This is a genomic window from Variovorax sp. 10L426, from assembly GCF_056395305.1.
On sequence record NZ_JBFTJF010000001.1, the window covers coordinates 80,328 to 102,110 of the forward strand.

At 64.4% G+C, this 21,783-nt stretch carries 20 protein-coding genes and 2 pseudogenes; 8 read left to right on the top strand and 14 right to left on the bottom strand.

Annotation, left to right across the window (positions count from 1 at the left end; translation table 11 throughout):
* Positions 1–34: 34 nt before the first annotated feature.
* The 6 genes from AC1DHL_RS00400 to AC1DHL_RS00425 are packed head-to-tail and all read right to left on the bottom strand — an operon-like array spanning position 35 to position 6,435.
* Positions 35–1,228 (bottom strand): multidrug effflux MFS transporter, encoded by a 1,194-nt coding sequence (locus AC1DHL_RS00400; RefSeq protein WP_478159784.1) that lies wholly within the window; start codon positions 1,226–1,228, stop codon positions 35–37.
* Positions 1,228–2,694 (bottom strand): efflux transporter outer membrane subunit, encoded by a 1,467-nt coding sequence (locus tag AC1DHL_RS00405; protein ID WP_478159786.1) that lies wholly within the window; start codon positions 2,692–2,694, stop codon positions 1,228–1,230. The genes AC1DHL_RS00400 and AC1DHL_RS00405 overlap by 1 nt, the downstream gene beginning before the upstream one ends.
* Positions 2,691–3,620: an efflux RND transporter periplasmic adaptor subunit gene (locus AC1DHL_RS00410; RefSeq protein ID WP_478159788.1), complete on the bottom strand. Its 930-nt coding sequence runs from the start codon at positions 3,618–3,620 to the stop codon at positions 2,691–2,693. Before AC1DHL_RS00410 ends, AC1DHL_RS00405 begins: the two co-directional genes overlap by 4 nt.
* 7 nt (positions 3,621–3,627) lie before the next feature.
* Complete coding sequence (locus AC1DHL_RS00415) at positions 3,628–3,834, bottom strand: DUF1656 domain-containing protein (protein WP_478159790.1); 207 nt, start codon at positions 3,832–3,834, stop codon at positions 3,628–3,630.
* On the bottom strand, positions 3,831–5,924 hold the full coding sequence (locus AC1DHL_RS00420; RefSeq protein ID WP_478159792.1) for an FUSC family protein: 2,094 nt from the start codon (positions 5,922–5,924) through the stop codon (positions 3,831–3,833). The genes AC1DHL_RS00415 and AC1DHL_RS00420 overlap by 4 nt, the downstream gene beginning before the upstream one ends.
* Before the next feature lie 4 nt (positions 5,925–5,928).
* A complete protein-coding gene (locus AC1DHL_RS00425; RefSeq protein WP_478096594.1) occupies positions 5,929–6,435 on the bottom strand; it encodes a MarR family winged helix-turn-helix transcriptional regulator in 507 nt (168 codons plus the stop codon).
* 118 nt (positions 6,436–6,553) lie between these two features.
* Here AC1DHL_RS00425 and AC1DHL_RS00430 point away from each other — a divergent pair, with 118 nt between their 5' ends.
* Positions 6,554–7,126, top strand: a complete 573-nt coding sequence (locus tag AC1DHL_RS00430; protein WP_478096592.1) for a DedA family protein — start codon at positions 6,554–6,556, stop codon at positions 7,124–7,126.
* A gap of 181 nt (positions 7,127–7,307) precedes the next feature.
* Here AC1DHL_RS00430 and AC1DHL_RS00435 read toward each other — a convergent pair whose 3' ends face one another.
* Together AC1DHL_RS00435 and AC1DHL_RS00440 are read right to left on the bottom strand one after the other, a co-directional pair.
* Positions 7,308–7,619 (bottom strand): type II toxin-antitoxin system RelE/ParE family toxin, encoded by a 312-nt coding sequence (locus AC1DHL_RS00435; protein ID WP_478159794.1) that lies wholly within the window; start codon positions 7,617–7,619, stop codon positions 7,308–7,310.
* Positions 7,616–7,915, bottom strand: a complete 300-nt coding sequence (locus AC1DHL_RS00440) for a YlcI/YnfO family protein (protein ID WP_478096588.1) — start codon at positions 7,913–7,915, stop codon at positions 7,616–7,618. The genes AC1DHL_RS00435 and AC1DHL_RS00440 overlap by 4 nt, the downstream gene beginning before the upstream one ends.
* Positions 7,916–8,190: 275 nt before the next feature.
* Here AC1DHL_RS00440 and AC1DHL_RS00445 point away from each other — a divergent pair, with 275 nt between their 5' ends.
* Entirely contained in the window at positions 8,191–9,432 is a 1,242-nt protein-coding gene (locus tag AC1DHL_RS00445) for a D-alanyl-D-alanine carboxypeptidase family protein (RefSeq protein ID WP_478096586.1), read from the top strand.
* Positions 9,433–9,582: 150 nt separating this feature from the next.
* On the opposite strand, the pseudogene AC1DHL_RS00450 reads toward AC1DHL_RS00445, so the two are convergent.
* The 4 genes and pseudogenes from AC1DHL_RS00450 to AC1DHL_RS00465 all read right to left on the bottom strand — a co-directional run bounded on the left by AC1DHL_RS00450 (position 9,583) and on the right by AC1DHL_RS00465 (position 14,184).
* Positions 9,583–10,225 (bottom strand): annotated as a pseudogene (locus AC1DHL_RS00450) (IS6 family transposase).
* 73 nt (positions 10,226–10,298) lie between these two features.
* On the bottom strand, positions 10,299–11,264 hold the full coding sequence (locus tag AC1DHL_RS00455) for a tripartite tricarboxylate transporter substrate-binding protein (protein WP_478096585.1): 966 nt from the start codon (positions 11,262–11,264) through the stop codon (positions 10,299–10,301).
* 27 nt (positions 11,265–11,291) lie between these two features.
* The gene (gene argH / locus AC1DHL_RS00460) at positions 11,292–12,815 is read right to left on the bottom strand and encodes an argininosuccinate lyase (RefSeq protein WP_478159796.1); all 1,524 of its coding nucleotides are present in this window, start codon (positions 12,813–12,815) and stop codon (positions 11,292–11,294) included.
* 22 nt (positions 12,816–12,837) lie between these two features.
* Positions 12,838–14,184, bottom strand: a complete 1,347-nt coding sequence (locus AC1DHL_RS00465) for an MmgE/PrpD family protein (protein WP_478096581.1) — start codon at positions 14,182–14,184, stop codon at positions 12,838–12,840.
* 92 nt (positions 14,185–14,276) lie between these two features.
* Between AC1DHL_RS00465 and AC1DHL_RS00470 the strand changes: the two genes are divergently transcribed.
* On the top strand, positions 14,277–15,200 hold the full coding sequence (locus AC1DHL_RS00470; RefSeq protein ID WP_478096579.1) for a LysR family transcriptional regulator: 924 nt from the start codon (positions 14,277–14,279) through the stop codon (positions 15,198–15,200).
* Between the two features lie 196 nt (positions 15,201–15,396).
* Here the strand turns inward: AC1DHL_RS00470 and AC1DHL_RS00475 are convergent.
* Together AC1DHL_RS00475 and AC1DHL_RS00480 are read right to left on the bottom strand one after the other, a co-directional pair.
* A pseudogene (locus AC1DHL_RS00475) lies at positions 15,397–15,661 on the bottom strand (transposase); the annotation flags it as partial.
* Positions 15,662–16,003: 342 nt separating this feature from the next.
* Positions 16,004–16,516, bottom strand: a complete 513-nt coding sequence (locus AC1DHL_RS00480) for a Bug family tripartite tricarboxylate transporter substrate binding protein (RefSeq protein WP_478096577.1) — start codon at positions 16,514–16,516, stop codon at positions 16,004–16,006.
* Here AC1DHL_RS00480 and AC1DHL_RS00485 point away from each other — a divergent pair.
* The 5 genes from AC1DHL_RS00485 to AC1DHL_RS00505 all read left to right on the top strand — a co-directional run bounded on the left by AC1DHL_RS00485 (position 16,498) and on the right by AC1DHL_RS00505 (position 21,782).
* The gene (locus AC1DHL_RS00485; RefSeq protein ID WP_478159798.1) at positions 16,498–17,385 is read left to right on the top strand and encodes a LysR family transcriptional regulator; all 888 of its coding nucleotides are present in this window, start codon (positions 16,498–16,500) and stop codon (positions 17,383–17,385) included. The genes AC1DHL_RS00480 and AC1DHL_RS00485 overlap by 19 nt on opposite strands.
* 310 nt (positions 17,386–17,695) lie before the next feature.
* On the top strand, positions 17,696–19,039 hold the full coding sequence (gdhA, locus tag AC1DHL_RS00490; RefSeq protein WP_478096573.1) for an NADP-specific glutamate dehydrogenase: 1,344 nt from the start codon (positions 17,696–17,698) through the stop codon (positions 19,037–19,039).
* Positions 19,040–19,408: 369 nt separating this feature from the next.
* Positions 19,409–19,810: a GreA/GreB family elongation factor gene (locus AC1DHL_RS00495; protein ID WP_478096571.1), complete on the top strand. Its 402-nt coding sequence runs from the start codon at positions 19,409–19,411 to the stop codon at positions 19,808–19,810.
* A gap of 120 nt (positions 19,811–19,930) precedes the next feature.
* Positions 19,931–20,890 (top strand): universal stress protein, encoded by a 960-nt coding sequence (locus AC1DHL_RS00500; protein ID WP_478096569.1) that lies wholly within the window; start codon positions 19,931–19,933, stop codon positions 20,888–20,890.
* Positions 20,891–20,951: 61 nt separating this feature from the next.
* Positions 20,952–21,782 (top strand): universal stress protein, encoded by an 831-nt coding sequence (locus AC1DHL_RS00505; RefSeq protein ID WP_478096568.1) that lies wholly within the window; start codon positions 20,952–20,954, stop codon positions 21,780–21,782.
* The last annotated feature ends 1 nt before the right edge of the window (position 21,783 follow it).

Here is a 21,783-nt window from a genome sequence, read left to right on the forward strand (position 1 = left end):
CTGCAATGGCGAGAATCTACACGAGGTCGGCACGTCAGGCCTTCCTTCTGTTGCGCAGCGCCATCGCGAAAGAAAGCTGCGCCACCACGCCCGAGGCCGCGAGCACCAGTGCCGACGACAGCGCGGGGTTGGACCCGATGCCGGCCAGCATGGTGCAGAACGCGCCGACCGCCATCTGCGTGAAGCCATACAGCCCCGACGCCGAACCGATGACCTGCGGGTCGACACTGATCGCCTGCGTCAGAGCCGCGGGCGAAGCACTGCCCACGCCGACGGTGAAGAGAAACATGGTCCCGATGATCAGCGGCACCGACAGGTGGTCCAACAAGACCGCCGCAAGGAACGCAAACGCGGCCAGCACGCTCACGGCATTGGCGCGGATCAGAAGACGATCGAGACTGACCTTTGCGATGAGACGACTCGTCAACGCACTGCCGAGCCACATGCCGGACACCAGGAAGGCGATGTAGATGCCTGATTCGTGCACTGAGCGATGCAGCTGATTCACGAAGATGAACGGCGCAGAGGCGATGAACGCATACATGGACGTCGTGGCGCAGCCTCCTCCCACCGAAAAGCCGAGGAAGGCCCGCGAACCCAGCAGGCGGCGATAGTTGCGCGCAAGCACCGAGACGCCACTGCCTGAAGACGGCGTACCCGTTTCCGGCAGCATGCGCCATGCGAAGAACAGGCACACGACGCCCAAACCGGTGAGCGCAAGGAAGACGGAACGCCAACCCCATGTCGTCGCCAATGCACCACCCGCGATCGGTGCAAGGCTCGGGCCCGCGGTGATCATCAGGTTCATCAATGCGAGCCGCCGCGCGGCCTCGGACGGCGCCGCCGTGTCGCGAACGATCGTCCGGCCCAGCACGAGTCCGGCACAGCCGCCGAGTGCCTGGAAGAGGCGCGCCGCAATCAGGACGTGAACCTGCGGCGCCAAGGCCGCGACAAGACCGGCCACCGTGTAGAGCGCAAGGCCGCCCATCAATACCGGCCGACGCCCCAGCCAGTCAGCCAGCGGCCCGTAGAACAGTTGCCCGGTGGCAAGGCCGAGGATGTAGAGGCTGACCGTGCTCTGCATCGCCGCGATGCCCGTGCCCAGGTCTGCGGCGGCGCTCGGCAACGCGGGCACGAAGATATGCATGCCCAGCGTGCCGCTGAAGGTCGCCAGCGCGAGGAGCCAGAGCGGCGCGTGAACCGGGCGTGATGCATTGGGACTCGACATCACCAGCCCCCGCCCAATGCAAGGAACAGCGCGACCTGTTTGTCGGCCAGTTGCGCATCGGATGCGGCAAGCGCCGACTCGCTGGTTGCGAGCACACGCTCGGCATCCAGCGCCTCGAGATAGCCGGTCTTGCCATTGCGATAGAGCTGCCGCGCCTGTGTCGCCACGATGGCGCTCTGTTCGCGCGCGGCTTCCAGCGCGGCGCTGCGGTCGAGTTCGCGGGCATACGCACTGAGCGCCGTTTCGGTTTCGCGCAGCGCCGTGAGCACGGTGCCGTCGAACTTCGCGAGTGCTGCGCGCGTGTCGGCATCGGCCTTCGCGATACGGGCTTGCGCTATGCCGTTGACGGGCAGCGACCATGAGATCAGCGGACCCAGGCTCCAGTTGATCGTGTCGCCATGGCCAAAGCCGCTGGTCGGCCCGGCGGATGCAGCAGCCAGGCCGAGCGTGACCTTCGGATAGAGGTCTGCAGTGGCCACGCCGATGTTCGCGGTGGCTTGCGCCAGACTGCGCTCCGCCTGTCGGATGTCTGGCCGTCGACGCAAGAGCGCGGCGCCGTCGCCAACTGGAATGGTGCCTGCCACGCGCGGTGGCTCGGTGCACGCGGCGACGTCGGCCGGGAAGTCGCGCGGCATCGATCCCGTGAGCGTCGCGAGTCGAAAAAGCGCGCTGTCATGCTCTGCCTGTAGCGGCGGCAGCGCGGACTTCAGTTGTTCCAGTTGGGCGCGCGCACGCGCTTCGTCGATGGCGGCGACGCGCCCTGCACTGTGCAATCGTTCAGAAACATCGACTGCCTCTGCCTGCAACTGAACCGACTTCTGCGCGACCCGCAGGCGCAGGCCCAGCGCGCAGGACTGCGCATAGGCACGCGCGGTACCGGCGGCCACGTTCACTCTCACGAGGTCGCGACCGGCCTCGGCGGCGCCGGTGCCGGCCTCGGCCGCTTCGACGGACCGTCGAATCTGGCCGAACAGATCGAGTTGATAGGACAGCGCAAAGCCGGCGTTGTAGAGAAACTCGTTCGGCGGTACGTAGCCCGGCTGCAAATACGACAGGCCCGACTCGTGTCCGAACACCGGCGCGCCCTCGAAGGCGACGCCTGGCTTTTTCGCGCCAGCGACCTCCGCCTCGTTGGCGCGCGCTCGTTCGAGGTTCGCGGCTGCCTGCCGCAAGTCCGTGTTGTGGGCCAGCGCCTGCGCGACGAGTCGATCGAGCACGGGGTCCTCGTAGAGCCGCCACCAGTCAGACGGCAATGGTTCGGACGAGAAGGGATGGCTTGAAGCCTTGGCGGTGGCGTGCCCAGTCGCTTCGACGCCGGCAAAGGGCCGCGCGGCCGAGACCTGGCTCGCAAGCGCTTCATCGGGCTGTCGGTAGTCGGGGCCGACCGGCGCGGTACCGCAGGCCGCGAGGCCCATCGCAGCGAGCAACGAAATCAGCCGCAACACAAGATGACGATTCGGGTTCATCCTTCGTGCGCCTCAGCGTTGGCCGCGTGCGTGCTGCCAGTGGTCTTCTCGACCACCTGCACCGTCACCGTCTGGCCCGCGATCAAACGAGCGCCTTCGGGCAACGCGTCGAGGCGAACGCGCACGGGAATCCGTTGCGCCAGCCGCACCCAGTTGAAGGTCGGGTTCACGCTCGGGAGCAGGTTGGTGCCGGTGCTGCGGTCGCGTTCCGCGATGCCGGCGGCCACGCTTTCGACCGTGCCGCCCAGGACGGCGCCGCCGCCCATCTGTGTCACGCGCACGCGGTCGCCTGTATGGATGCGAGGCAACTTGGTCTCTTCGAAATAGCCTTCGACGTAGAACGAGTCACCGTCCACCAACGCCAATGCCGGCCGTCCCGCCGTTGCGTAGCTGCCTTGCCTCAGATCGAGGTTGGTGACGAGCCCCCCGGCTGGCGCCCGCACCTGCGCACGCTCGAGGTTCAGCGCCGCCGCATCGACCGCCACCGTGGCCTGCGCCACTGCGGCCTGTGCCTGGTCGAGACGTGCGCGCGTCTGCTCGCGTACTTCCTGCGAGACCAGCGTCTCGAGTCCCGTGTTCCGCGCGTCCTCGCGTCGCGCTTGGCCGAGCGTGACGCGCTGTGCGGCCAGTACGGCTTGGGCCTGACGGAGTGCGAGTTCGAAGCGCGCCCGATCGACCTCGAACAACAGCGCACCCTTGGCGATCGGCTGGTTGTCGTGGATGGGCACCGCCGTGACCAGGCCCGAGACGTCGGGGGCGATCTGGACGACGTTGGCGCGCACGCGGCCATCGCGGGTCCATGGCGCCATTTCGTAGTGGTCCCAGAGCCGGAACGCGGCCCATACAGCAGCCGCCACGACCAACACGGTAACCAGGATTCGGGACAACTGCATCGCCCATGCGATGCCTGTGGAATGGTTCTTCATCTTTGACTCATTGAAGCAGGGAGGTAGCGCGGTGAATGCCGTAGAGCAGCAACACATAGAGCGCCATGTCGAACAAGGCGGGGTGCCAGACCCGGCGATAGAAGCCCGTGGCGGCCAATACGCGTCGCACGACCCACAGCGCGGGCAACGCAAGCAGGGCCAGCAGCATCAACCATGGAAAGTAGAGACCGTAGAAAGTTGCCTCGCCGATCATGGGGCGGCTCCTTCGGGAAGACTGAGCGCCGGCTGCGCCTTGGGAAAGAGATTGCGGCGCAGCCCCACCAGGGCCGTCACCGCCGAACGCCATTCGTCGATCGGTGCCGGAAAGCGCAGCGCTCGCTCCAGCGCCAGGTCGATCTTCGGCAGAAGGCCCGGCAACGCCTCGGCCTTGCGCCCGATGCCACGAGATGCAAAGAAGCGCGCGATGTCCGCCAGCAGTTCGGATACGGCCGGCAGCGGAAGCGCAGCGCGCGTCCGCTGCAGCGATGCGATGTCGGCGCCGACGCGCAGATCGCGCAGCGCGTCGTTGGCAGGCACGCCTTCGATGGCGCCGCCTGCTTCGGACAGTCGCGGTGCCAGCAGGCCGATGCGATCGAGCATGCGCGATACCTCGGCCTGTGCCCGATCGGGTGCCCGCGGCGCCGCCGCCATCGCGCCCAGTTCGCGCCATGTCGCTCGCTGGATGCGGCGCGCGCTCCAGTCGGCACCCACGGACCGCACCAGCCGCGTCACGCGTGCAGCCACGATGATGCCGACCACCTGCGCCAGGGTGCTGTTGATGAAGGTCACGATGTCGGCAGAACCCGTGTCGTGCAGCGCCATCGTTCCGGCCACACCGGTCAACAGCATCGCCATCGCGGCCATGAAGTGGCTCGGACGTCCGAGGTAGAGACCCAGCACGAAGAAGGTCGGCGCGCAGATCAGGACGAGCATGCCGAAGTCCTGCGCCAGCGGCAGCAACACCAGCACGTAGACGGCGGACAGCGGCACGGACCAGAGGGTCCATTTCAGGAAGGTATGGATCGCCGGCACCGGATCGTCCATCGTCGCGAAGAAGCTGCAGAAGACCGCGGCCATCATGGTTGCCGCAGAGCCCGAGGGCCAGCCCGTGAGAATCCAGATCGCGCTGCACAGGCAGATCGATATGACTGCGGCCAGCGCCGACAACAGGGCCATGCCGTGATCGCGATGCAATGCCCGGCTGTCCAGCGCGGATGTCCCCCGCGACGGGATCGCGGCGCCCGTCAATCCGTGGTCGATGTCGCGCCGCAATTGGTCGCACGCGTGCCAGCCATCGACGAGTTCTTCAAGACGCGCTGCCAGTGCGATTCGCAGCGCGCCATTCCAGCCGACAGCCATCTCGGGCGGCGGGTTGGTCAGGCGCTGGATGTCGTCTCGCAAGGCTTTCATCTCGATGGCGTCACCCGCGTCTTGCGCCTCGCGCGGGTGTTCGAGCCATGCGCCAACGCGCGCCAGCAATGCGGTCGCCTCGGATGGCAGAGCGCCCTCCGCCTCTTCCAGCGCCTGTAGCAGTTGTTCGACAGCGGACAGCGTGGGCGTGAGCGCCACGACACGGTCCTGCATGCCCCGGATGGCGCCCGCTGTCCAGCGCAGGTGCGTGGTATCGAAAGGAACGTGCGTGGATAGCAGCCGCAACTGCGTGATGTCGCCCGCCAGCCGGCGGCGATCGTCGGCGATCGCGCGCGAATCAGGTGCGATGCGCTTGCGGTGCGGCGCCAGCAGGTCGGCCATCCACTGCCTGGCGTCGCGCAGCGTGCGGTCGAGAAGGCCCAGCACGCTCGGCGCCAGTCCGCTCGGAAGAATCAGGCTGTGAACCAGGGTCGCGCAGAGGATGCCGATCCATATCTCTTCCACGCGGACCGTGGCGACGTCGAACAATGTCTGCGGCGTCTCGACGGCGGGAAACCCGATCAACGCCGCCGTGTACCCCGCGAGCATGAACACGTACGAACGCGGCGTGCGATCGAGCAGCGAAACATACAGGCAGAACCCCACCCAGAGGGCCAGCGCGAGCGTGAGCAGCTCCGGCGCGTTCGACAGGGCCGGAACCATCACCAATGTGACCGAGCTGCCGACGAGCGTTCCCAGGAAGCGGTAGATCGCCTTCGACCTCACGGCACCGGCGAGCGGATTCGCGACGATGTAGGCCGTCATCAGCGACCAGAACGGCCGCGGCAGTCCGACACGGCTTGCGCAGTACATGGCAAGCATGGCCGCGGCAAGGCTCTTGAGGGAGAAGATGACTTCCGCGCGCGAAAAGCGCGGAAGCGAGGGCAGGTTCATCGCGCTACTCCGCCGTCCCGCCCGCGTTGCCCGGCGCCCCGGGAAGCACGCAGCCAAGGCGCTCTTCCAGCGTCGCGAAGACGCGCAGACAAGCGGCCACGTCGTCGTCCGGAACGCCTTCGAACAGGTCGGCGCGCAATCGATGCAAGCTTTCCTCGATCTGCGCCTGCGCGGCCGCGCCGGTGGGTGTCAGGTGCAGCGTCTTGGCCCGCCGGTCGCTCGGATCTTCGCGGCGCTGGAGCAGACCGGCCGCCACAAGCTGGTCCACCGAACGGACCAGCGAAGGTCCTTCGATGCCCAGCAGATCGGCAATGGCGCCCTGCCGCACGCCGCTTCCCTGACGGCCGACCATCACGAGCGGCCACGCCATCGCCTGCGAGACCCCAACGTGCGCGACCGCCTTGTCGGCGGTCGCGCGGTACGCCCGCTGCAGGACAGACAACAGGATGGTCAGCGCCATGAGCGCTGATTCGCGCTCCTTGCCTGCGGTGGGCGTGGTGGTGGTGGTCATTTCTTCGCTCAATTAGATAGCTTGCTAACCATTATAGAAAATAAAGGGAAAACCCTAGCACCGGCTTAGGATGGTGCGTTTGGCGGGATGATGTGGAAACGAATGGTTGCCAAAATCGATGTCCCTGCACCACCTGCTCGCTAACTACGGGTATGTCGCCGTGTTGGCGGGCAGCCTGCTTGAGGGTGAGACCATCCTGATCCTAGCGGGCTTCGCCGCGCACCAGGGTCACCTGTCGCTGCCGTGGGTCATCGCCGTGGCCTTCTTCGGCGGAACCCTGGGCGACCAGATCTTCTTCTTCCTCGGTTGGCGCTACGGCGAAGCGCTGTTGAGGCGCGTGCCACGCATGGCGTCCAACGCAGAGCGAATCAACCGGTTGTTGATGCGGCACCATGCGTGGCTGATCGTCGGCGTGCGCTTCATGTATGGGGTGCGGATCGTCGGCCCGGTGGTGATCGGGATGAGCGATGTTTCGGCCCGGCGCTTCCTGTTTTTCAACCTGATCGGCGCGGCGATCTGGGCAGTCGCCGTGACCGGGGCGGGCTACCTGTTCGGCCACACGTTGAAATGGCTTCTCGCGGATGTGGAGCGTTACGAGGTGATCGCCCTGGTGGTCATCGTCACGCTGGCTGCGCTGGTGGCCCTGGCGCATCGCTGGCGGACCCGCAGGAAGTTGCCTCCTCACCGCTAGCCTCAATACTCGTCACTTAAGAATCCGAATCGTCGGCGTTGTCACGTTGAGGGTCCGTGGTCGCAACGTCCCCTGCCGATGTTGCGACCACGGACCCTCAACGTGACACCCTTCAACCAACGCGGGCCCGCCATTCCATTGATGTCGCTTCTCTGGATTGCCGAGACGCTGGCACTGATAGCTAGTGGTAGTCGTCCTCACGCTGGTGCCGGATCGCTGCGACCACGACCTCCTTCTCGCTGACGATTCGAAACAACGCTACATATCCCGACGCCCCGAAAGGAATGACCAATTCTCGCTCGAGCCGGTCATCGTCGGCGATGCGGCAGGTGAACGGATTCGTCTCGAGGATTCGGAGTTCCGTGCGGATCGATGCCACTGCGCGACGCGGCAGATCGAAGTCCCCGTGTTGCAGCGCCGATTCAATGAGAAAGTCCTCGAGACGCATCAGATCCTCAAGGGCCTCATGCGTCAGGGAGACGGTGTATGTCACGAACGAGCGGCTGTGCCGCGCTTTCCTCGCGCAAGTTGCGCCATCCGCGCATCAAGGCGCGCCTGCATTGCATCGAGCGCATCCTTCGCGGAGTAGTACTGACCACTCTTCTTTGCCCGCTCCAAGGATTCGCGGCCACGCTTGAGGAAATCCTGCTGCGATCTGCGCCGCTGAGCGGCTTGCACAGCCGCATTCTCCACAAACTGCGAAAGAGTTTCGCCCTGGCGTAGCACGCTTTCGATCTCTTTGCGCACGGCTGGTTCTACACGAACGGGCGGCAGCTGGGCAGTTTTCATGCATCGATTGTAGAGCAAATGCTATGCGATCGGCTCAAGTTCCTGCGGCTCGCTGTGCGACACTGGGCGAAGCCTTTCCGCATCTCAAGATTGGCGTCGTCCAGCCAGTGTGGCCGCAGGCCGAAGAGCGCACCTCCCGGTACCGTGCGGATCGGACCGTTTCCAGAAAGCTCAGATAGTTGGCTGAACTTGCACTGCGGTTTTCAATCCTCTATGCAAGTTCGAAAATCGACGCCTGCTCCCGCCACAATCTCCGTTCTGCCCCCTGAACACTCATGCAACCAAAGATTTTCTCCATCCTCCCGCTCGTCTTCGCGATCGCCACGGGCGCTCTGGTTCCCAACTCGGCGTCTTTCGCGGCCTCCCACGCCGCCAAGCATGCAACCCCTAAGAAGCCCACGGCCGATGCGCCTGCCCCGGCGCCAGTAGCCGGACAGACCGCTGTTGCCGGCGGGCCCCCAGCGCTCCCCGCCAAGGCATGGCTGTTGATGGACTTCGACTCTGGCGAGGTACTCGGCTCTGCCAACCCCGACGAACCGCTGCCGCCAGCGTCGCTGACCAAGATGATGACCAGCTTCCTTGTCGAACAGGCACTTCGCTCGGGCAAGCTCAAGAAAGACGATCTTGTCTCGGTCAGTCAGAACGCTTGGTGCCGTGGCTCGAGCACTGAGTCATGCATGTACCTGCCGCTAAACAGCCAGGCCACGGTGATCGACATCCTGCGCGGCATCATCATCCAATCGGGTAACGACGCGTCCAAGGCGATCGCCGAGCATCTGGCAGGCTCCGAAGAGGGCTTTGCCAAGCTCATGAATGCCGAAGCCCAGCGCCTCGGGATGACGCACACGCATTTCGTGAATGCGACGGGCCTGCCCGACCCGGAGCACAAGGCGTCTGCGCGGGACCTCGCGATCCTGGCGCGAGCGATCATCCGCGACAGTTCCGACTATTACCCGATCTACGCGGAGCGCGAGTTCAAGTACAACGGCATCAAGCAGGGAAATCGCAATGCCCTGCTCTACACCGATCCAACAGTTGACGGACTGAAGACGGGCCACACCCAGGAGGCGGGCTACTGTCTCGTCACTTCGTCCAAGCGCAACGGAATGCGCCTGATCACGGTGATCCTCAACACCAATAGCGCGCAGGCGCGTGCCGACGAGACGCGCCAGCTACTCGGGTGGGGCTTCGGCAACTTCGAGAAGGCCACGCCCATTCAGCCGAACACGGTAGTGACGACGGCCAAGGTCAACTTTGGCAAGGCCGACACTGTGGCCGCGGCTCTGGGGTCGCCATGGACGGTGACGGTGCCGCGTGGTCAGCAAGTGCAGACCTCGGTGCAGGTCAAGCCTGATCTGGAGGCGCCGGTGGCCAAGGGTGCGGTGATCGGCAAGGTGGTCGCGAACTCGAACGGCAAGCCGGTCGGAGAAGCGCCACTGATCGCGCAGGCCGATGTGGAACGCGCGGGCTTGATGCTGCGCACGTGGCAGCACGTGGCCAAGTTGTTTGGCAAATGAACGACGGCGACGCACGACGTGCCGTGATCTCGCGTGCCGCCACGTCGCGTTGATCAGGTGCTAGAAAATGTGGATCGGGGCAGACATACTTCAGAACGGCATTGTCACGTTGGCGATGACGGGTTGCAAAGCTGGCAAAGGACTGATGGCTCAGAAGGCGGCGGACGGATTTTGGGCACTGCCTGTGAACAGGCGCCATGCTTCGAATCGCGCGGCCAGATGTTTACGATAGAGCGAGGCGCGCAGCAGATGGCGCTTGATCGCAAAGTGCTGGCGGATGGGCCCGAAGCTTGAGAGAAAGCCTGGGTGCGCTCAGGCAGGCGGAAGCCATTGGCAAGCTGCGCGATCTCGGCCTTTGCGGCCGGATAGCTGCGCGGTTGATCGGTGACGATCTTGCGGGGAGCCTCCGGGCAGGCGGCGAGCACGCGCTTGAAAAGGCGTTTCGCTGCGAGCTTGTCGCGGCGCTCCTGCAGAAGAATATCGAGCTCGGCGCCATGCTGATCGACGGCGCGCCACAGCAAGTAGGGCTCGCCGCGCAGCGTCACGAACATCTCGTCCAGGTGCCAGGTCAAACCCGGCTTGCGGCGTGCGCCCTTGACGCGATGCGCGAAGCTCGCGCCGAACTTGTCGCACCAGCGCCGGATCGTCTCGTAGCTGACGACAACACCGCGCTCGAACAAGCAGCTCTTCGATGTCGCGCAGGCTCAGTTGAAATCGAAAGTACCAGCGCACCGCCTGGCTGATCACACCGCAGGAACCGATGACCGTGATACAGCGACTTCTTCTTTTGCATCCAGCAAGCTTATGCCATCGCCAACGTGACAATGCCTGCGTCTCTGTTGCGGGTGCGTGCCGACATCAAAACCCTATTCGATGTGCGCTCCCGTCGCCTTCACCATGACCCCGGCCGCCTCGTAGTCACTCTTCAGCATCTTGTTCAGCTCGCCGACGCCCATGCTGCCCGGCTCCATGCCCAAGCGCGAAAGCCTCTCCTGGACGGCGGTCTCCGCCAGCACTTTCTCCATGGAATCGTGGATCCGGTTCACTTCGGCGCGCGGCATGCTGGCGGGCGCCAGGATGGCGAACCAGGTGTCGTACTTGAAGCCGGAGAATCCGGATTCAGCGACCGTCGGCAACTCCGGCAGGAAGCGCGAGCGTTTGGCACCGGTGTAGGCGAGCAGCTTGATCCGAGGATCATTGCCAAAACCGGTCAGGGCCACCGTCGCTGCCATCGTGCCCTGTGCCCGACCGGACAGCACCTCGTTCACCGCTTCGCCCGTGGCCTTCATCGGGATGTGCTGCATCTGGGCGCCTGTCGTCGACAGGAAATGCGCCATGCCCAGATGCGTCGCGCCGCCGTTGCCTGCGGATGCGTAGTTGAGCTCGCCAGGCTTGCTCTTGATCAGCTTGACGAAGTCCGTCAATGATCCGACGCCGAGATTGCCAGGTGCCGCAATAACGAAGCCCGAGTTGCCGACATAGCTCACGCCGGTGAAATCCTTGATCGGATCGTAGCCGGGGTTCTTGTAGAGATAGCTGGCGAAGTTGTGGCTCGCGGCTGTCATCAGCAGGGTGTTGTTGTCGGTGGCTCGGGCCACAGCGGTCGTGCCGATGCTGCCGCCCGCGCCCGGCCGGTTCTCCACGATGACAGTGGCGCCGAGCGCCTTCCCCAGTTCAGTGCTGACGCTACGCGCAACCACGTCCAGCGAGGCACCACTGCCGTAAGGCACCACCAGCTTGATCACGCGCTCGGCGTGGGCGGCGCCGGCCGCGCCGGCAGACAGCAGCAGCATCAGCGCTGCGCGTCGGACGTTGAAGGCCATTGTTTTCATGCTTGTCTCCATTGATCGATCGATGCCTTACTTGGAAACAATCCGGTCTATCGCAGTTTCCAGTCGCCGATCGGATTCGTCCAGACGCCTCCGGATGGCCACCGTTGCCGCGACATCCTGCTCGACGCGCGCACGCGCACGGTCGATGTCTTCCTGCACGCGTTCAGGCGCTGGGCCGCCGGTCAGCTGGCGGGCCTTGACGCATTCCATCGGCGTGAGTGCTTTTTGAATCGTGGCCTCGGAAAGACCCAAGGGCTTTCCCATGTACTCGATCGAGGCCTCGTCCACCAGCACGCTGGTCACCCCAGCCTGGGTCAGTCCCTTATCGATGCCGATGCGCACCAGGATCGCAGTGATCTGGTGCGCAGTGCGGAACGGCAAGCCCTTCTCCAGAACCATCATGTCGGCCAGGTCGGTGGCGCAGATCCAGTTCATGGTGGTTGCATTGGCCAGCATGCGGTCCTTCTTGATCTGCAGGCTGGAGAGCACGCCCGTCATGATCTCGGTGGCTTCCAGCACGTCGTCCAGCGTTCCGCCCAATTGGCGCACGTAGCCCATGCAGACATCGTGCATTTCATAGAGGTACGAGGCCAAGTGACCGTAGGTACGGGCCGCCGCGCCGCGCACCCACATCAAGGTGTACGGATTCTTTTTCTGCGGCATGATGCTGCTCGTGCCGCAATACCGGTCGGCCAGTTCCACATACGAGAACTCGGTGGTGGACCAGAGGTACAGCTCCGAAGCGATGCCCGAGACATTCATCATCAACAGCGACGGCACCGTGTAGGCCTCGGCGGGCACGCCCAGCCAGCCGTCGAAGCCCAGCACGGCATAACGCGTGTTGGTGATGGTGGAGTCGAAGCCGAGCAACTCCGCCGTGCGTTCGCGGTTGATGGGATAGCGCGAGCCGGTCATGATCGCTGCACCGGCGGGACTTCGATTCACCCGGTCGTACAGCTGGGAGAGGCGCTCGAAGTCATTCTCGAGCGCCAGTTCCCACGACATCACGTAATGCGCGAAGGTGGTGGGCTGCGCATGTTGCGACCAGGTCGAGGCCGGCATCACAGTGTCGATGTGGTCCTCCGCCATCTTCACCAACTGTTTTCTGAGCGCGATCGACGCGTCCATCACCTTCAGGATGAATTCGCGGATGAAGATCCGGCTGGTGACGGCCATGAAGTCGCCCGAGCTGCGACCCGCGTGAATGCGGCCGCCGACTTCCTCCCCCAGCTGCGTGATCAGCCAGGCCTCGCCGGAATGCTCCCCGGCCGTGGTTTCCGCGCGCACGGTCTCGACTCCCAACTCTTCCATCCGGCGCAGCGCCTGAAGCATGGCGGACGCATCGGCGTTCGTCAGGAAGCCCTGCTCGGCCAGCATCACCAAGTGGGCCTTGTCGAAACGGTGGTAGATCTTGAATTCGCGCATCTGTTGCGCCGGATCGCCCAGCTTGGTGCGGTATTGCACCTCCTCCGCGTCCTCGGTCAGGCGGGCGCCTGCCTTGCGATAGGGCTCGCCCTTGGCGACCTTGCCGTAAATGCTTTGCTCGTCCATCAGTTGGTTCTCCTTGAGTTGATCAGTTCATTTCGCGCATGAGCGTCGCGCAGCCGGTGCCGCGCCCAAACGAGCCCAGTCGATCCAGGATGCGGTCGCAGCGCTCACGGCCGATCACCGGTGCTGCAATGGCCCGGAACTTGGCATCCACGCGCCTCGCCTGCTCCCCCTTGTCGGCAAGGGCGGCCCCGACGTCCAGGTGACGCGTCAGGGTGCGACCGTCGGCCCGCTGCAGCGTGACGGTGGATTCCGAAAGCCCCTGACCCGGGCCCAGCTCCACGTGCACACGCTCGAGCACCCTGCGCACGTGTTCCTCGCGCACGCCGTCCCAGGCCTGGAGGCTGCTGGTATCTATCCCCAGCAGCGCCAAGGCTGCCGCCGCGCGGAGACTGAACTTGGCTTCAAGGCCCGTGAATGGCTGCTGGATGTTGCAAATCGCGCAGGCCTGTCCCGCAGACACGTGAACTTGCACGACGTCATCAGCGGCCAGGCCGTGCTCATTTCGCAAGGCCAGAACGGCCTCGATGGTCGAATGCGTGCTGAAACAGGCCGCATGAATCTTGAAGATGCTGTGCAACAGATGCCAACCGCCGGCAGGCGTCGACAAGGCCTCTTCGACGTGGAAGGCGGCGCCGTGCGCGCGGCCGAATCCGCCTTCGCATTCCAGCGCGTCGATGCGGCTCTCGAATCCCTTGCTCGCCAGCAAGGCGGCCCTGACCCCCGCCTGCGCCGCCTGGCCGGCATGGAGCGGCTTGGCCATGCTGCCGAACATCGATTTCAGGCCCGCCGCCTGCGTCGCAGCCACGCCGAGCGCGTGGGCGGCCTGTGTCGGGGACAGCTGCAGCAGATGGGCACAGGCCATTGCCGCACCGAGGGTTCCGATGGTCGCAGTGGCGTGAAAGCCGTTGGCGTAGTGGTCTGGCGCCAGAAGCACCCCGAGGCGGCAAGCGGTCTCGTAGCCGGCGGCAAACGCCGCCACTACCGCGTCCCCTGGCGCGTCGCGATGCTCTGCAAGCGCGAGCAGCGCCGGCAGGATCGCCACGCTGGGATGTCCCGGCAAAGCCAGGTTCACGTCGTCGTAGTCCAGCGCGTGAGATGCCGTCCCGTTGGCCAGTGCGGCTTGCGCCATGCTGGCCTTGATGCCGCGCCCGACCAGAGTGGACTGTGGCGCGCCGCCCTCCTCCAGCACGGCGCGCGTGACGATCGCCGCGGTCGGCTCTTGCAAGCCGGCGAACGTGCAGCCCAGCCAGTCGGCGAGGCAATCCCGCGCGACGCCGCGGACAGCCGCAGGCATCTCCTCGTGACGTATCTGGAGGGCCTCTGTCGCCATTCGCATGGTGAGGCCCTGTTCGCGCTTGTCTGTCTCCATGCGCCGCATCTTGTCCGGGCTTCGTATTTGGAGCCAATGAATATTCTTCGGTACCTCATCACTTAAAGTGATGGCTTTTTCGGGGCATCGTCGTGAATCTTCGCCACCTTGAGGTCTTCCACGCTGTGATGCAGTCCGGGTCCGTGACAGGCGCCGCACAACTGCTCAACGTGACCCAGCCGGCGGTCAGCAACGTCCTGCGCCATGCCGAACAGCAACTCAAGTTCAAGTTGTTCGAGCGGATCGCAGGACGGCTGCAGCCCACGCCGGAGGCAACCGACCTTTTCCCTGATGTGCAGGAAATCTTCGGCCGCATCGAGACCCTGAACCGCTCGGTCGACCAGCTGCGCGACGGCCGCATCGGACGGTTGGCCATCGCCGCTTCGCCCACCTTCGTGAACGCCTATCTGCCTCGGGCGGTGTCGCGCCTGCACCGGCACAGTCCGGGGGCGCAGGTGACCATTCATGCGCTGCCGACGGCACGCGCCATCGAGGAGCGCGTGGCCAGACGGGACGTGGACATCGGACTGGTCTATGCGCCGGTGATGGACCCCAGCGTCGTGGTTGAGAAGGTGGGCAAATCGAGTGTCGTGTGCGCCGTGCCCGGCAAGTCGCCGCTCGCACGCCGCAAGCACCTGACCCCCAAGGATCTCGCCGGCCAGACTGTGGTGGCCACCGGCCCGGCAACGCGCACCGGCATGGCGATCCAACAGACCTACGGCGCGCACGGACTGGATTCCCCCGTGGTCGCCGTCGAGGTCAATTCGTCTCAAGCAGCCTGCTTGATGGTGGCTGAAGGCGTCGGCATCGGCTTGGTGGATCTGGCCACGGTGCATCAGTATCCACTTCCCGACGTCGTGTTCCGGAAGTTCCGGCCGCTTGTGGAACTCAGCCTGTGCCTGATCTTTCCGAGAGACCGGCCGCGTTCGCGGTTGGCGATGCGCTTTGCCGAGGGGCTGCGCGCGCAGTTCCTTGACGATGCGAAGGACGCAAACTCTTCGTCCGCTATCGAATAGGTGCGATCTCGCTTCGCAGTTGCAGCACCAGCATGCGCAGTCGGAGCGCGAGATCGCGCATCTGCGCGAGAGTCTGGCCGCAACGGCGGCCGCATTTTCGAGGCCCATGCGAAAGGCAAGAAAGCCGCATCGTCCGCGCGCGCCAGGAAACCTTCCAAGTGAGCGCTGCGTCGACGGACGCGATGGCGCGTGTGCCCAGGCGCCGGAACTTCAGCAATGTCATCGCGTCGGGCACCGACTCGCGCGACAAGTCGATGCCCACGAAGTCGCGCAGCGACTGGCTATTGCACAGCGCCTCCTCCAGCGCCTCGTCGGCCAGACCGTACCACTGCTGAAGGCAATATATGCGCAGCATCTTGGACACGCCGATCGGTTGTCGACTCACGGCGCCCGCTCTTGGGGTGGAGCGGTTCGATCACCACGATCAACCGTGCCCAGGGCACAATGCGCTCCATCTCGGCGTCTCAACGGGCACGATCCGTAGGCCGACCTGCGGAACATGTTCCTGCGCTTGCCGACGCAGCCACATAGCGACATCGACGAACTGCTTCCGCATCGCTGGCAGCAGAGCTGAACGTCCTGTCACGCAGGCTACCGTCCGCTGTGACCGTCGCCAAGATGTGTTCGTTCGCCGCATGCTCACACTCAAAGTCAGCAACGGGCGGCCGATCACAAATTACGACGTGGTGTCGCGTTGCAAGGCCAAACCTGGAGAAATGACCATCACGGATCCGTCGATCACCACCGCGAGGAACCCACTCGCGCGTGTGGGGCGCACTGCTGCGCCCTGGAATTCGCGTTCATCATTCGGCTGTGATATTCGCGGACTTGATGATCTGCGCCCACTTGCGCGTCTCGCTGGCGATGAACGCACTGAACTCGGCGCTAGTGCTTCCGCGCAGCTGCAGTCCAGCGGCCTCGGCTTTGCGACGGACATCTGCGTCGGCCACTGCAGCATTGATCTCAGCGTTTAATCGCGCGACGATGCTCGCTGATGTTCCTGCAGGCGCGAGCATGCCGTACCAGCCATAGCCGACGACGGAGGGCAGTCCCTGCTCCCGGAAGGTCTGCGCATCCGGGTAGAGCGGCGTGCGCTCTTCCGTGGCGACTCCCAAAACGCGCAGCCTGCCGGCTTGGATGTGGGGGACCGCAGTCGTGATGGCCGTCAAGGTGGCGTCGATCCGCCCGGCAAGAAGCTCGGTGTAGGCCGGCGCATCGCCACGGTACTGCACCACGATGCCTGTGACGCCAGCGGCGCGCAACAGGAGCTCGGCCGTCAGGTGAGGCGACACCCACGATGCGCGGTGCGGCGGCACGGCTGCATCTCAGCCAGCCTGCCATCAGCAAAATGCTCGGCGAGCTCGAGAGCTGCTTCGGGGCCAAACTGTTCGAACGCAGCCATCAAGGGATTCATGCGAACGCCTTAGGATCAAGTGCCGTACTCCGAGCGCGAGCAGTGCTGAATGAGCTGGCCTGCGCCACCGAGGACGTTGATGCCATGCAAAGCGGGATTACCGCAGTGTTGCGCGTGGGTGCCCCGTCGGTCACCGCGACCGTTCCAGCGGCCATCGTCGAGCTGCGGCGGCGAATGCCGGGCGCGGCCGTTCAGTTGCGAGAGGGCCGCGTCCATGAGCTCATCCATCGCCTGCTCGACGGCGAACTCGACTGCGTCTTCGGAGCCATCACTCCGGAGCTGATCTCCAGTGACGTGATCGGCTTGCTCGAGCCTGTCGTGCTGCTGAAGGACCAGCTGTGTGTGCTTGCGTCCAGTGCGAACGAGAGCGTGACAGGGCGGAGGTTGCGGTGGGCCGATCTGCGAGCCGCGCCGTGGGTGGTGCCACCGAAGGAAACGCTGGTGAGGCAAGCATTCATGACCGCCTTCCTCAACAGCGGCGTGACGCCGCCCTTACCGGTCATCGAGGCGATGTCCTCGGTGACTATCGGCACCGTGCTTCGCAAGGATCCTTCACTGGTGTGCGCGGTGCGACTGGAGCATGCGCTGGACGAAGTCGCCCGAGGCGGTGTACAGAGACTCAGAGTCCTGCCGCAGATCATCCTGCCCTCGTTCGGCCTGTTCTTTCGACGAGGCGGAACGAAGAGGCCTGCGATCCTCGTCGAGTTCGCAGATGCAATACGCTGCGCCAGCGGAAATTTCGTGCCGAAGAGGCGAGTAACCGGGAGATAGCGCCAGGGCCTCTCGTAGAAGAAAGTCGTGAAGCGCGACTACGACCGTTGGGGCGCCTACGTGAGACAGGCCAGGATCGCGCCGGAATAGCCCGTCTCGGCACGATCCGAACGCCACGCAGCCCATCGGCACGCTCGCTATCCACTGCGGACGGCAGCAACCCGTTGGCCAAGGCGTCGGCCAGGCGCTCGAGCGCGAAATCGCAAGTCCGGGCGTTGATAAGATTCAGCGGCGTCGCGTTGGCTCGCGACGTCGCAAGCGCAGGGCCGCATTTGGCCGTCTCACCACACCCCTGGCCAACCCTCAACAAATGAAATACCGATCGTCAGAAGAATTCCTGAACTGCGTTGCAACGCGCAATCCCGACCAGCCGGAGTTTCTGCAGGCTGTCGGGGAAGTGATCGAAAGCTTGTGGCCGCATATTCAGAAGCACCCCAGGTATGCGGACCACGGACTGCTCGACCGCCTTGTCGAACCTGAGCGGGCCATCATTTTTCGCGTGTCCTGGGTGGACGACCACGGCGATGTGCATGTGAACCGCGGCTACCGTATCCAGCACAGCTCGGCGATCGGGCCCTTCAAGGGTGGATTGCGCTTTCATCCCTCGGTGAACCTTTCGATTCTGAAGTTCCTCGCGTTCGAGCAGACTCTGAAGAATGCGTTGACGACGCTCCCCATGGGCGGTGGCAAAGGCGGATCCGACTTCGATCCCAAGGGGCGCAGCCCGGGCGAGATCATGCGGTTCTGCCAAGCCTTTGTCAGCGAGCTTTTCCGCCACCTGGGTGCCGACCGGGATGTTCCCGCGGGCGATATCGGCGTCGGCGCGCGTGAGATCGGGTTCATGGCGGGCATGATGAAGAAGCTCAGCAACAGCGCTGACTGCGTCTTCACCGGCAAGGCGTTGAGCTATGGCGGATCACTGATGCGGCCCGAAGCCACCGGTTACGGCGTTGTTTACTTCGTCGACGAGATGCTCCGGCAGGAGGGGCGCTCGCTTGAAGGTCTGCGGATCAGCGTCTCCGGGTCAGGGAACGTGGCGCAGTTTGCGATCGAAAAGGCCATGGCGCTTGGCGCCCGTGTCGTCACGGTGTCCGACTCGAGTGGCATGGTCTACGACGAGGCCGGTTTCACGCAGGACAAGCTGGCGCAACTGATGGAAGTGAAGAACCATCTCTATGGCCGGGTGGACGAGTACGCTCGGCGGGTTGGCGCCGAGTTCTACGCAGGAAAGCGTCCGTGGAATGTACCTGTCGACGTTGCGCTGCCCTGCGCCACGCAGAATGAACTCGGCGGCGAAGACGCGGCTACGTTGGTCCGCAACGGCGTGCGCTGTGTCGCCGAGGGCGCGAACATGCCCTCCACCATGGACGCCATTCGAACGTTCGAAGGCAGCGGCGTTCTGTTCGCGCCCGGCAAGGCCAGCAACGCCGGGGGCGTGGCAACCTCCGGACTTGAAATGAGCCAGAACGCGATGCGCATCTCATGGCCGCGCGAGGAAGTCGACACGCGGCTGCACGGCATCATGCGCAGCATTCACGAGGCTTGCCTTCAGCACGGCCGGCGAGAAGACGGCACGATCAGCTACGTGAGCGGCGCCAACGTCGCTGGATTTGTGAAGGTGGCCGACGCGATGCTGGCGCAAGGCGTCATCTAACCGTCCGGCGCTTGGCGTCTCGTGACGGGCCTCGTCATCAGAGAGCCCGGAGTCTTCAGGACGTGCAATCTGGCAGAGGCCGTGAGGACATTGGGTTCCGACGATTGCGGAATAAATTGAACCGCCTACACTCCCCCTCATGACGACCACCCTGATTTGCACCCACGCTGCCTTGGCTGCACTGCTTCTCGCAGTGAGCTACGCGAGTGCGGCCGCAAAGACGGCGCGTCGTCAGCTGACGCCAGCACATTCCTAAGCCCGGCGGTCCGCTCTCTCCCCTTTTAGCGCAACCATCCACCGCCGGGCACAAGCCCCGCGCGTTGGCGAACGCCATTCTCAGACGGCGTTCGCATTCGATGGAGTGCAGCCATGCATGCAGTTGTTCACGACGAGCGCACGCTTACCGACCTTGATTTTGCCCGCCTGACGAAGCTTCCAAGCCAGCAGCTTCCACCCGCTCTCGCGGATTTGCTTGCCACCGCGGAGGTCACCAGCTCCCGCGCCGTCAACGCGGATGTCGTCACGATGTACTCACGCGCGGAAGTCGTCGACGTGCGCACGCGCCGGCGCCAGGTGCTCACGATTTGCTACCCGGGAGACGCCGAGCCCGTCGCGGGCTTCATTTCTGTGCTCTCGCCAGTGGGCAACAGCCTCTTGGGCCTGAAGACCGGTGACGTCGCCCGATGGCTCACACCGACCGGCGAGGAGTGCGCCGCCGAAATCGCGGCGATCCAGTACCAGCCCGAGGCCACCGGCGACTACTCCCGGTAATCCCCCCGACCACCAGGTCGACCACGGCTCGCCTGAGAGCCGCCGCACTCCGCACCCGCATTCCCGTGTCGCAATGCCTGCGCCGGGAGGCTGGCGCTAGCCATATCGAAAGGATTTGCCATGACCCCTCACTCCATCCTCGCTGTGACCGATTTCTCCCCGCGCGGGAACAACGCGCTGGCTCGCGCGGCCCTTCTCAGTGCGGAACACAGCTCGACGCTCGAGCTCGTCTGCCTGGCCTACTCAGGCGAGGCACCGCCTGCAGATGCTGCCACCAGGCTGGCGCACCACGCTACACAGCTCAGTCAGCGCCATGGCATCCGGGCACGTGCAGTGAGCCGCCGTGGCTTCACTGTCGAGGACCTTCTGCCTGAAGTGCGACGCGCTGACCTGGTCGTCTGGGGTACTGCGTCGGTGAAGGGTCTGCGGTCCTTCTTCATGGGCCAGCCGGTCGAAGAGCTCCTTCGAACCGCCAAGCGGCCCGTTCTCGTCGTGCGGCGCGAGGCCGAACATGATTACCGCAGCCTGCTTGTTGCCGTCGACTTCACGGAGGCGTCCCGCGGGCTTGTCGACCTTGGCTTTGCTCTCAGCAAGTCGGCCCAGGTCGAGCTCTTCCATGCGGTGAGCACGGCCAACGAGGGAAAGCTTCGGTATGCCGAGGTCTCGGATCGCGCCATCAAGGCCTACCGCAGCGAGTGCCGGCGCTACGCTCAGGACAGGATGTTCTGGCTGACGGATTCGTATGACTCCAGGCGCAATCGTGTGATGTCCGCTGTCGGCCACGGCGACGCTGCCAGGCAAACGGTCGTGCAGCAGCAGAACAGCGGCGCTGAACTCATCGTCGTTGGCAGGCATCCCTCATCGCGACTGAGGGACCTCTTCTTCGCAAGCACCGCGAGCAGGATTCTTGGCTACTCGAACACGGACGTCCTCGTGGTACCTCACGACTACGAGCCCGCGTCCAGCGCCACTGCTGCGAAGAGGCTGTCGACGGGCGAACCTGCAGTGCGCAGGGTCAGGGCCGGCGCACCCAAGCCACCTCACCTCCCCAATCCGGCTGCGGTGTTTGGCGGAGCATAAGAAGCCTCAGCCGAATCGATCAGCCTCGGATAGCTGCGACTTGCCCATCAGGAGAACAACGATGAACTTCCATTCCATTCTCGCCGTCACCGACCTTTCGCCGCAGGGCAATCGCGCAGTGCTTCGTGCTGCGATGCTCGCTGCACAGCAGCGCTCCCTGCTGAAAATCATGTATGCGCCGTGGGATCTTGGTGGTTCCACCAACACAGATGTCGAGCAGGACGTGAAGCGACTCGCCGCAGAGATCTACACACGCTTCGACATTCTCGTAAAGAACGTTGCCGACACCAGCGGACACCTGCAAGCGGTCGCCGAGGAAGCTCGGTGGGCAGACTTGCTGGTTGTCGGCGAACGTTGGAAAAAAACCGCCAAAACCTTCTTCTGCGGCCAACCCATCGAACGCCTGCAGCGCATCGTGCCTTGCCCGATCTTGTTGGCACGGCTGGAGGTGTTTCATCGCTACCGCCGGATTCTGGTGGCGATCGACTCCACGCCCAACTCCCAGAAGCTGTTGAAACTGGCTCGCTCGCTCGACGCTGAAATCGAGCCGTTCCACGCGCTGAGCACCAAGCGCGCGAGCGAATCGTCGACTGGTCGACGCAACCGGGTCGCCACCAGGATCGGCAGGAGCGATGTGGCGCGCCAGTCAGTCATTCAACAACAGCATTCCAACGCCGAACTCATAGTGGTCGGCAAGCGCAGGCGTTCTGGCTTCTCGGATTTCCTCTTTGGGAGCGTGGCACACCGCGTGCTGTGGTGGTCCAGGGGCGACGTTCTGTTGGTACCCCACGATCTGCGCATCGAGCCAAAGCCTCAAATGGACGCTATTCAATGGGCCGACCGTCGATGCACGGCTCGTGGCGCTCAGACCTTCCAATTTTCGAAGAGGTGAT

What these genes read in the sequence shown, in the direction of transcription:
- AC1DHL_RS00400 (WP_478159784.1), bottom strand. Translation starts at nt 1,228, where the DNA reads ATGTCGAGTCCCAATGCATCACGCCCGGTTCACGCGCCGCTCTGGCTC.
- AC1DHL_RS00405 (WP_478159786.1), bottom strand. Translation starts at nt 2,694, where the DNA reads ATGAACCCGAATCGTCATCTTGTGTTGCGGCTGATTTCGTTGCTCGCT.
- AC1DHL_RS00410 (WP_478159788.1), bottom strand. Translation starts at nt 3,620, where the DNA reads ATGAAGAACCATTCCACAGGCATCGCATGGGCGATGCAGTTGTCCCGA.
- AC1DHL_RS00415 (WP_478159790.1), bottom strand. Translation starts at nt 3,834, where the DNA reads ATGATCGGCGAGGCAACTTTCTACGGTCTCTACTTTCCATGGTTGATG.
- AC1DHL_RS00420 (WP_478159792.1), bottom strand. Translation starts at nt 5,924, where the DNA reads ATGAACCTGCCCTCGCTTCCGCGCTTTTCGCGCGCGGAAGTCATCTTC.
- AC1DHL_RS00425 (WP_478096594.1), bottom strand. Translation starts at nt 6,435, where the DNA reads ATGACCACCACCACCACGCCCACCGCAGGCAAGGAGCGCGAATCAGCG.
- AC1DHL_RS00430 (WP_478096592.1), top strand. Translation starts at nt 6,554, where the DNA reads ATGTCCCTGCACCACCTGCTCGCTAACTACGGGTATGTCGCCGTGTTG.
- AC1DHL_RS00440 (WP_478096588.1), bottom strand. Translation starts at nt 7,915, where the DNA reads ATGAAAACTGCCCAGCTGCCGCCCGTTCGTGTAGAACCAGCCGTGCGC.
- AC1DHL_RS00445 (WP_478096586.1), top strand. Translation starts at nt 8,191, where the DNA reads ATGCAACCAAAGATTTTCTCCATCCTCCCGCTCGTCTTCGCGATCGCC.
- AC1DHL_RS00455 (WP_478096585.1), bottom strand. Translation starts at nt 11,264, where the DNA reads ATGAAAACAATGGCCTTCAACGTCCGACGCGCAGCGCTGATGCTGCTG.
- argH (WP_478159796.1), bottom strand. Translation starts at nt 12,815, where the DNA reads ATGGACGAGCAAAGCATTTACGGCAAGGTCGCCAAGGGCGAGCCCTAT.
- AC1DHL_RS00465 (WP_478096581.1), bottom strand. Translation starts at nt 14,184, where the DNA reads ATGGAGACAGACAAGCGCGAACAGGGCCTCACCATGCGAATGGCGACA.
- AC1DHL_RS00485 (WP_478159798.1), top strand. Translation starts at nt 16,498, where the DNA reads ATGCGCGGTGCGGCGGCACGGCTGCATCTCAGCCAGCCTGCCATCAGC.
- gdhA (WP_478096573.1), top strand. Translation starts at nt 17,696, where the DNA reads ATGAAATACCGATCGTCAGAAGAATTCCTGAACTGCGTTGCAACGCGC.
- AC1DHL_RS00495 (WP_478096571.1), top strand. Translation starts at nt 19,409, where the DNA reads ATGCATGCAGTTGTTCACGACGAGCGCACGCTTACCGACCTTGATTTT.
- AC1DHL_RS00500 (WP_478096569.1), top strand. Translation starts at nt 19,931, where the DNA reads ATGACCCCTCACTCCATCCTCGCTGTGACCGATTTCTCCCCGCGCGGG.
- AC1DHL_RS00505 (WP_478096568.1), top strand. Translation starts at nt 20,952, where the DNA reads ATGAACTTCCATTCCATTCTCGCCGTCACCGACCTTTCGCCGCAGGGC.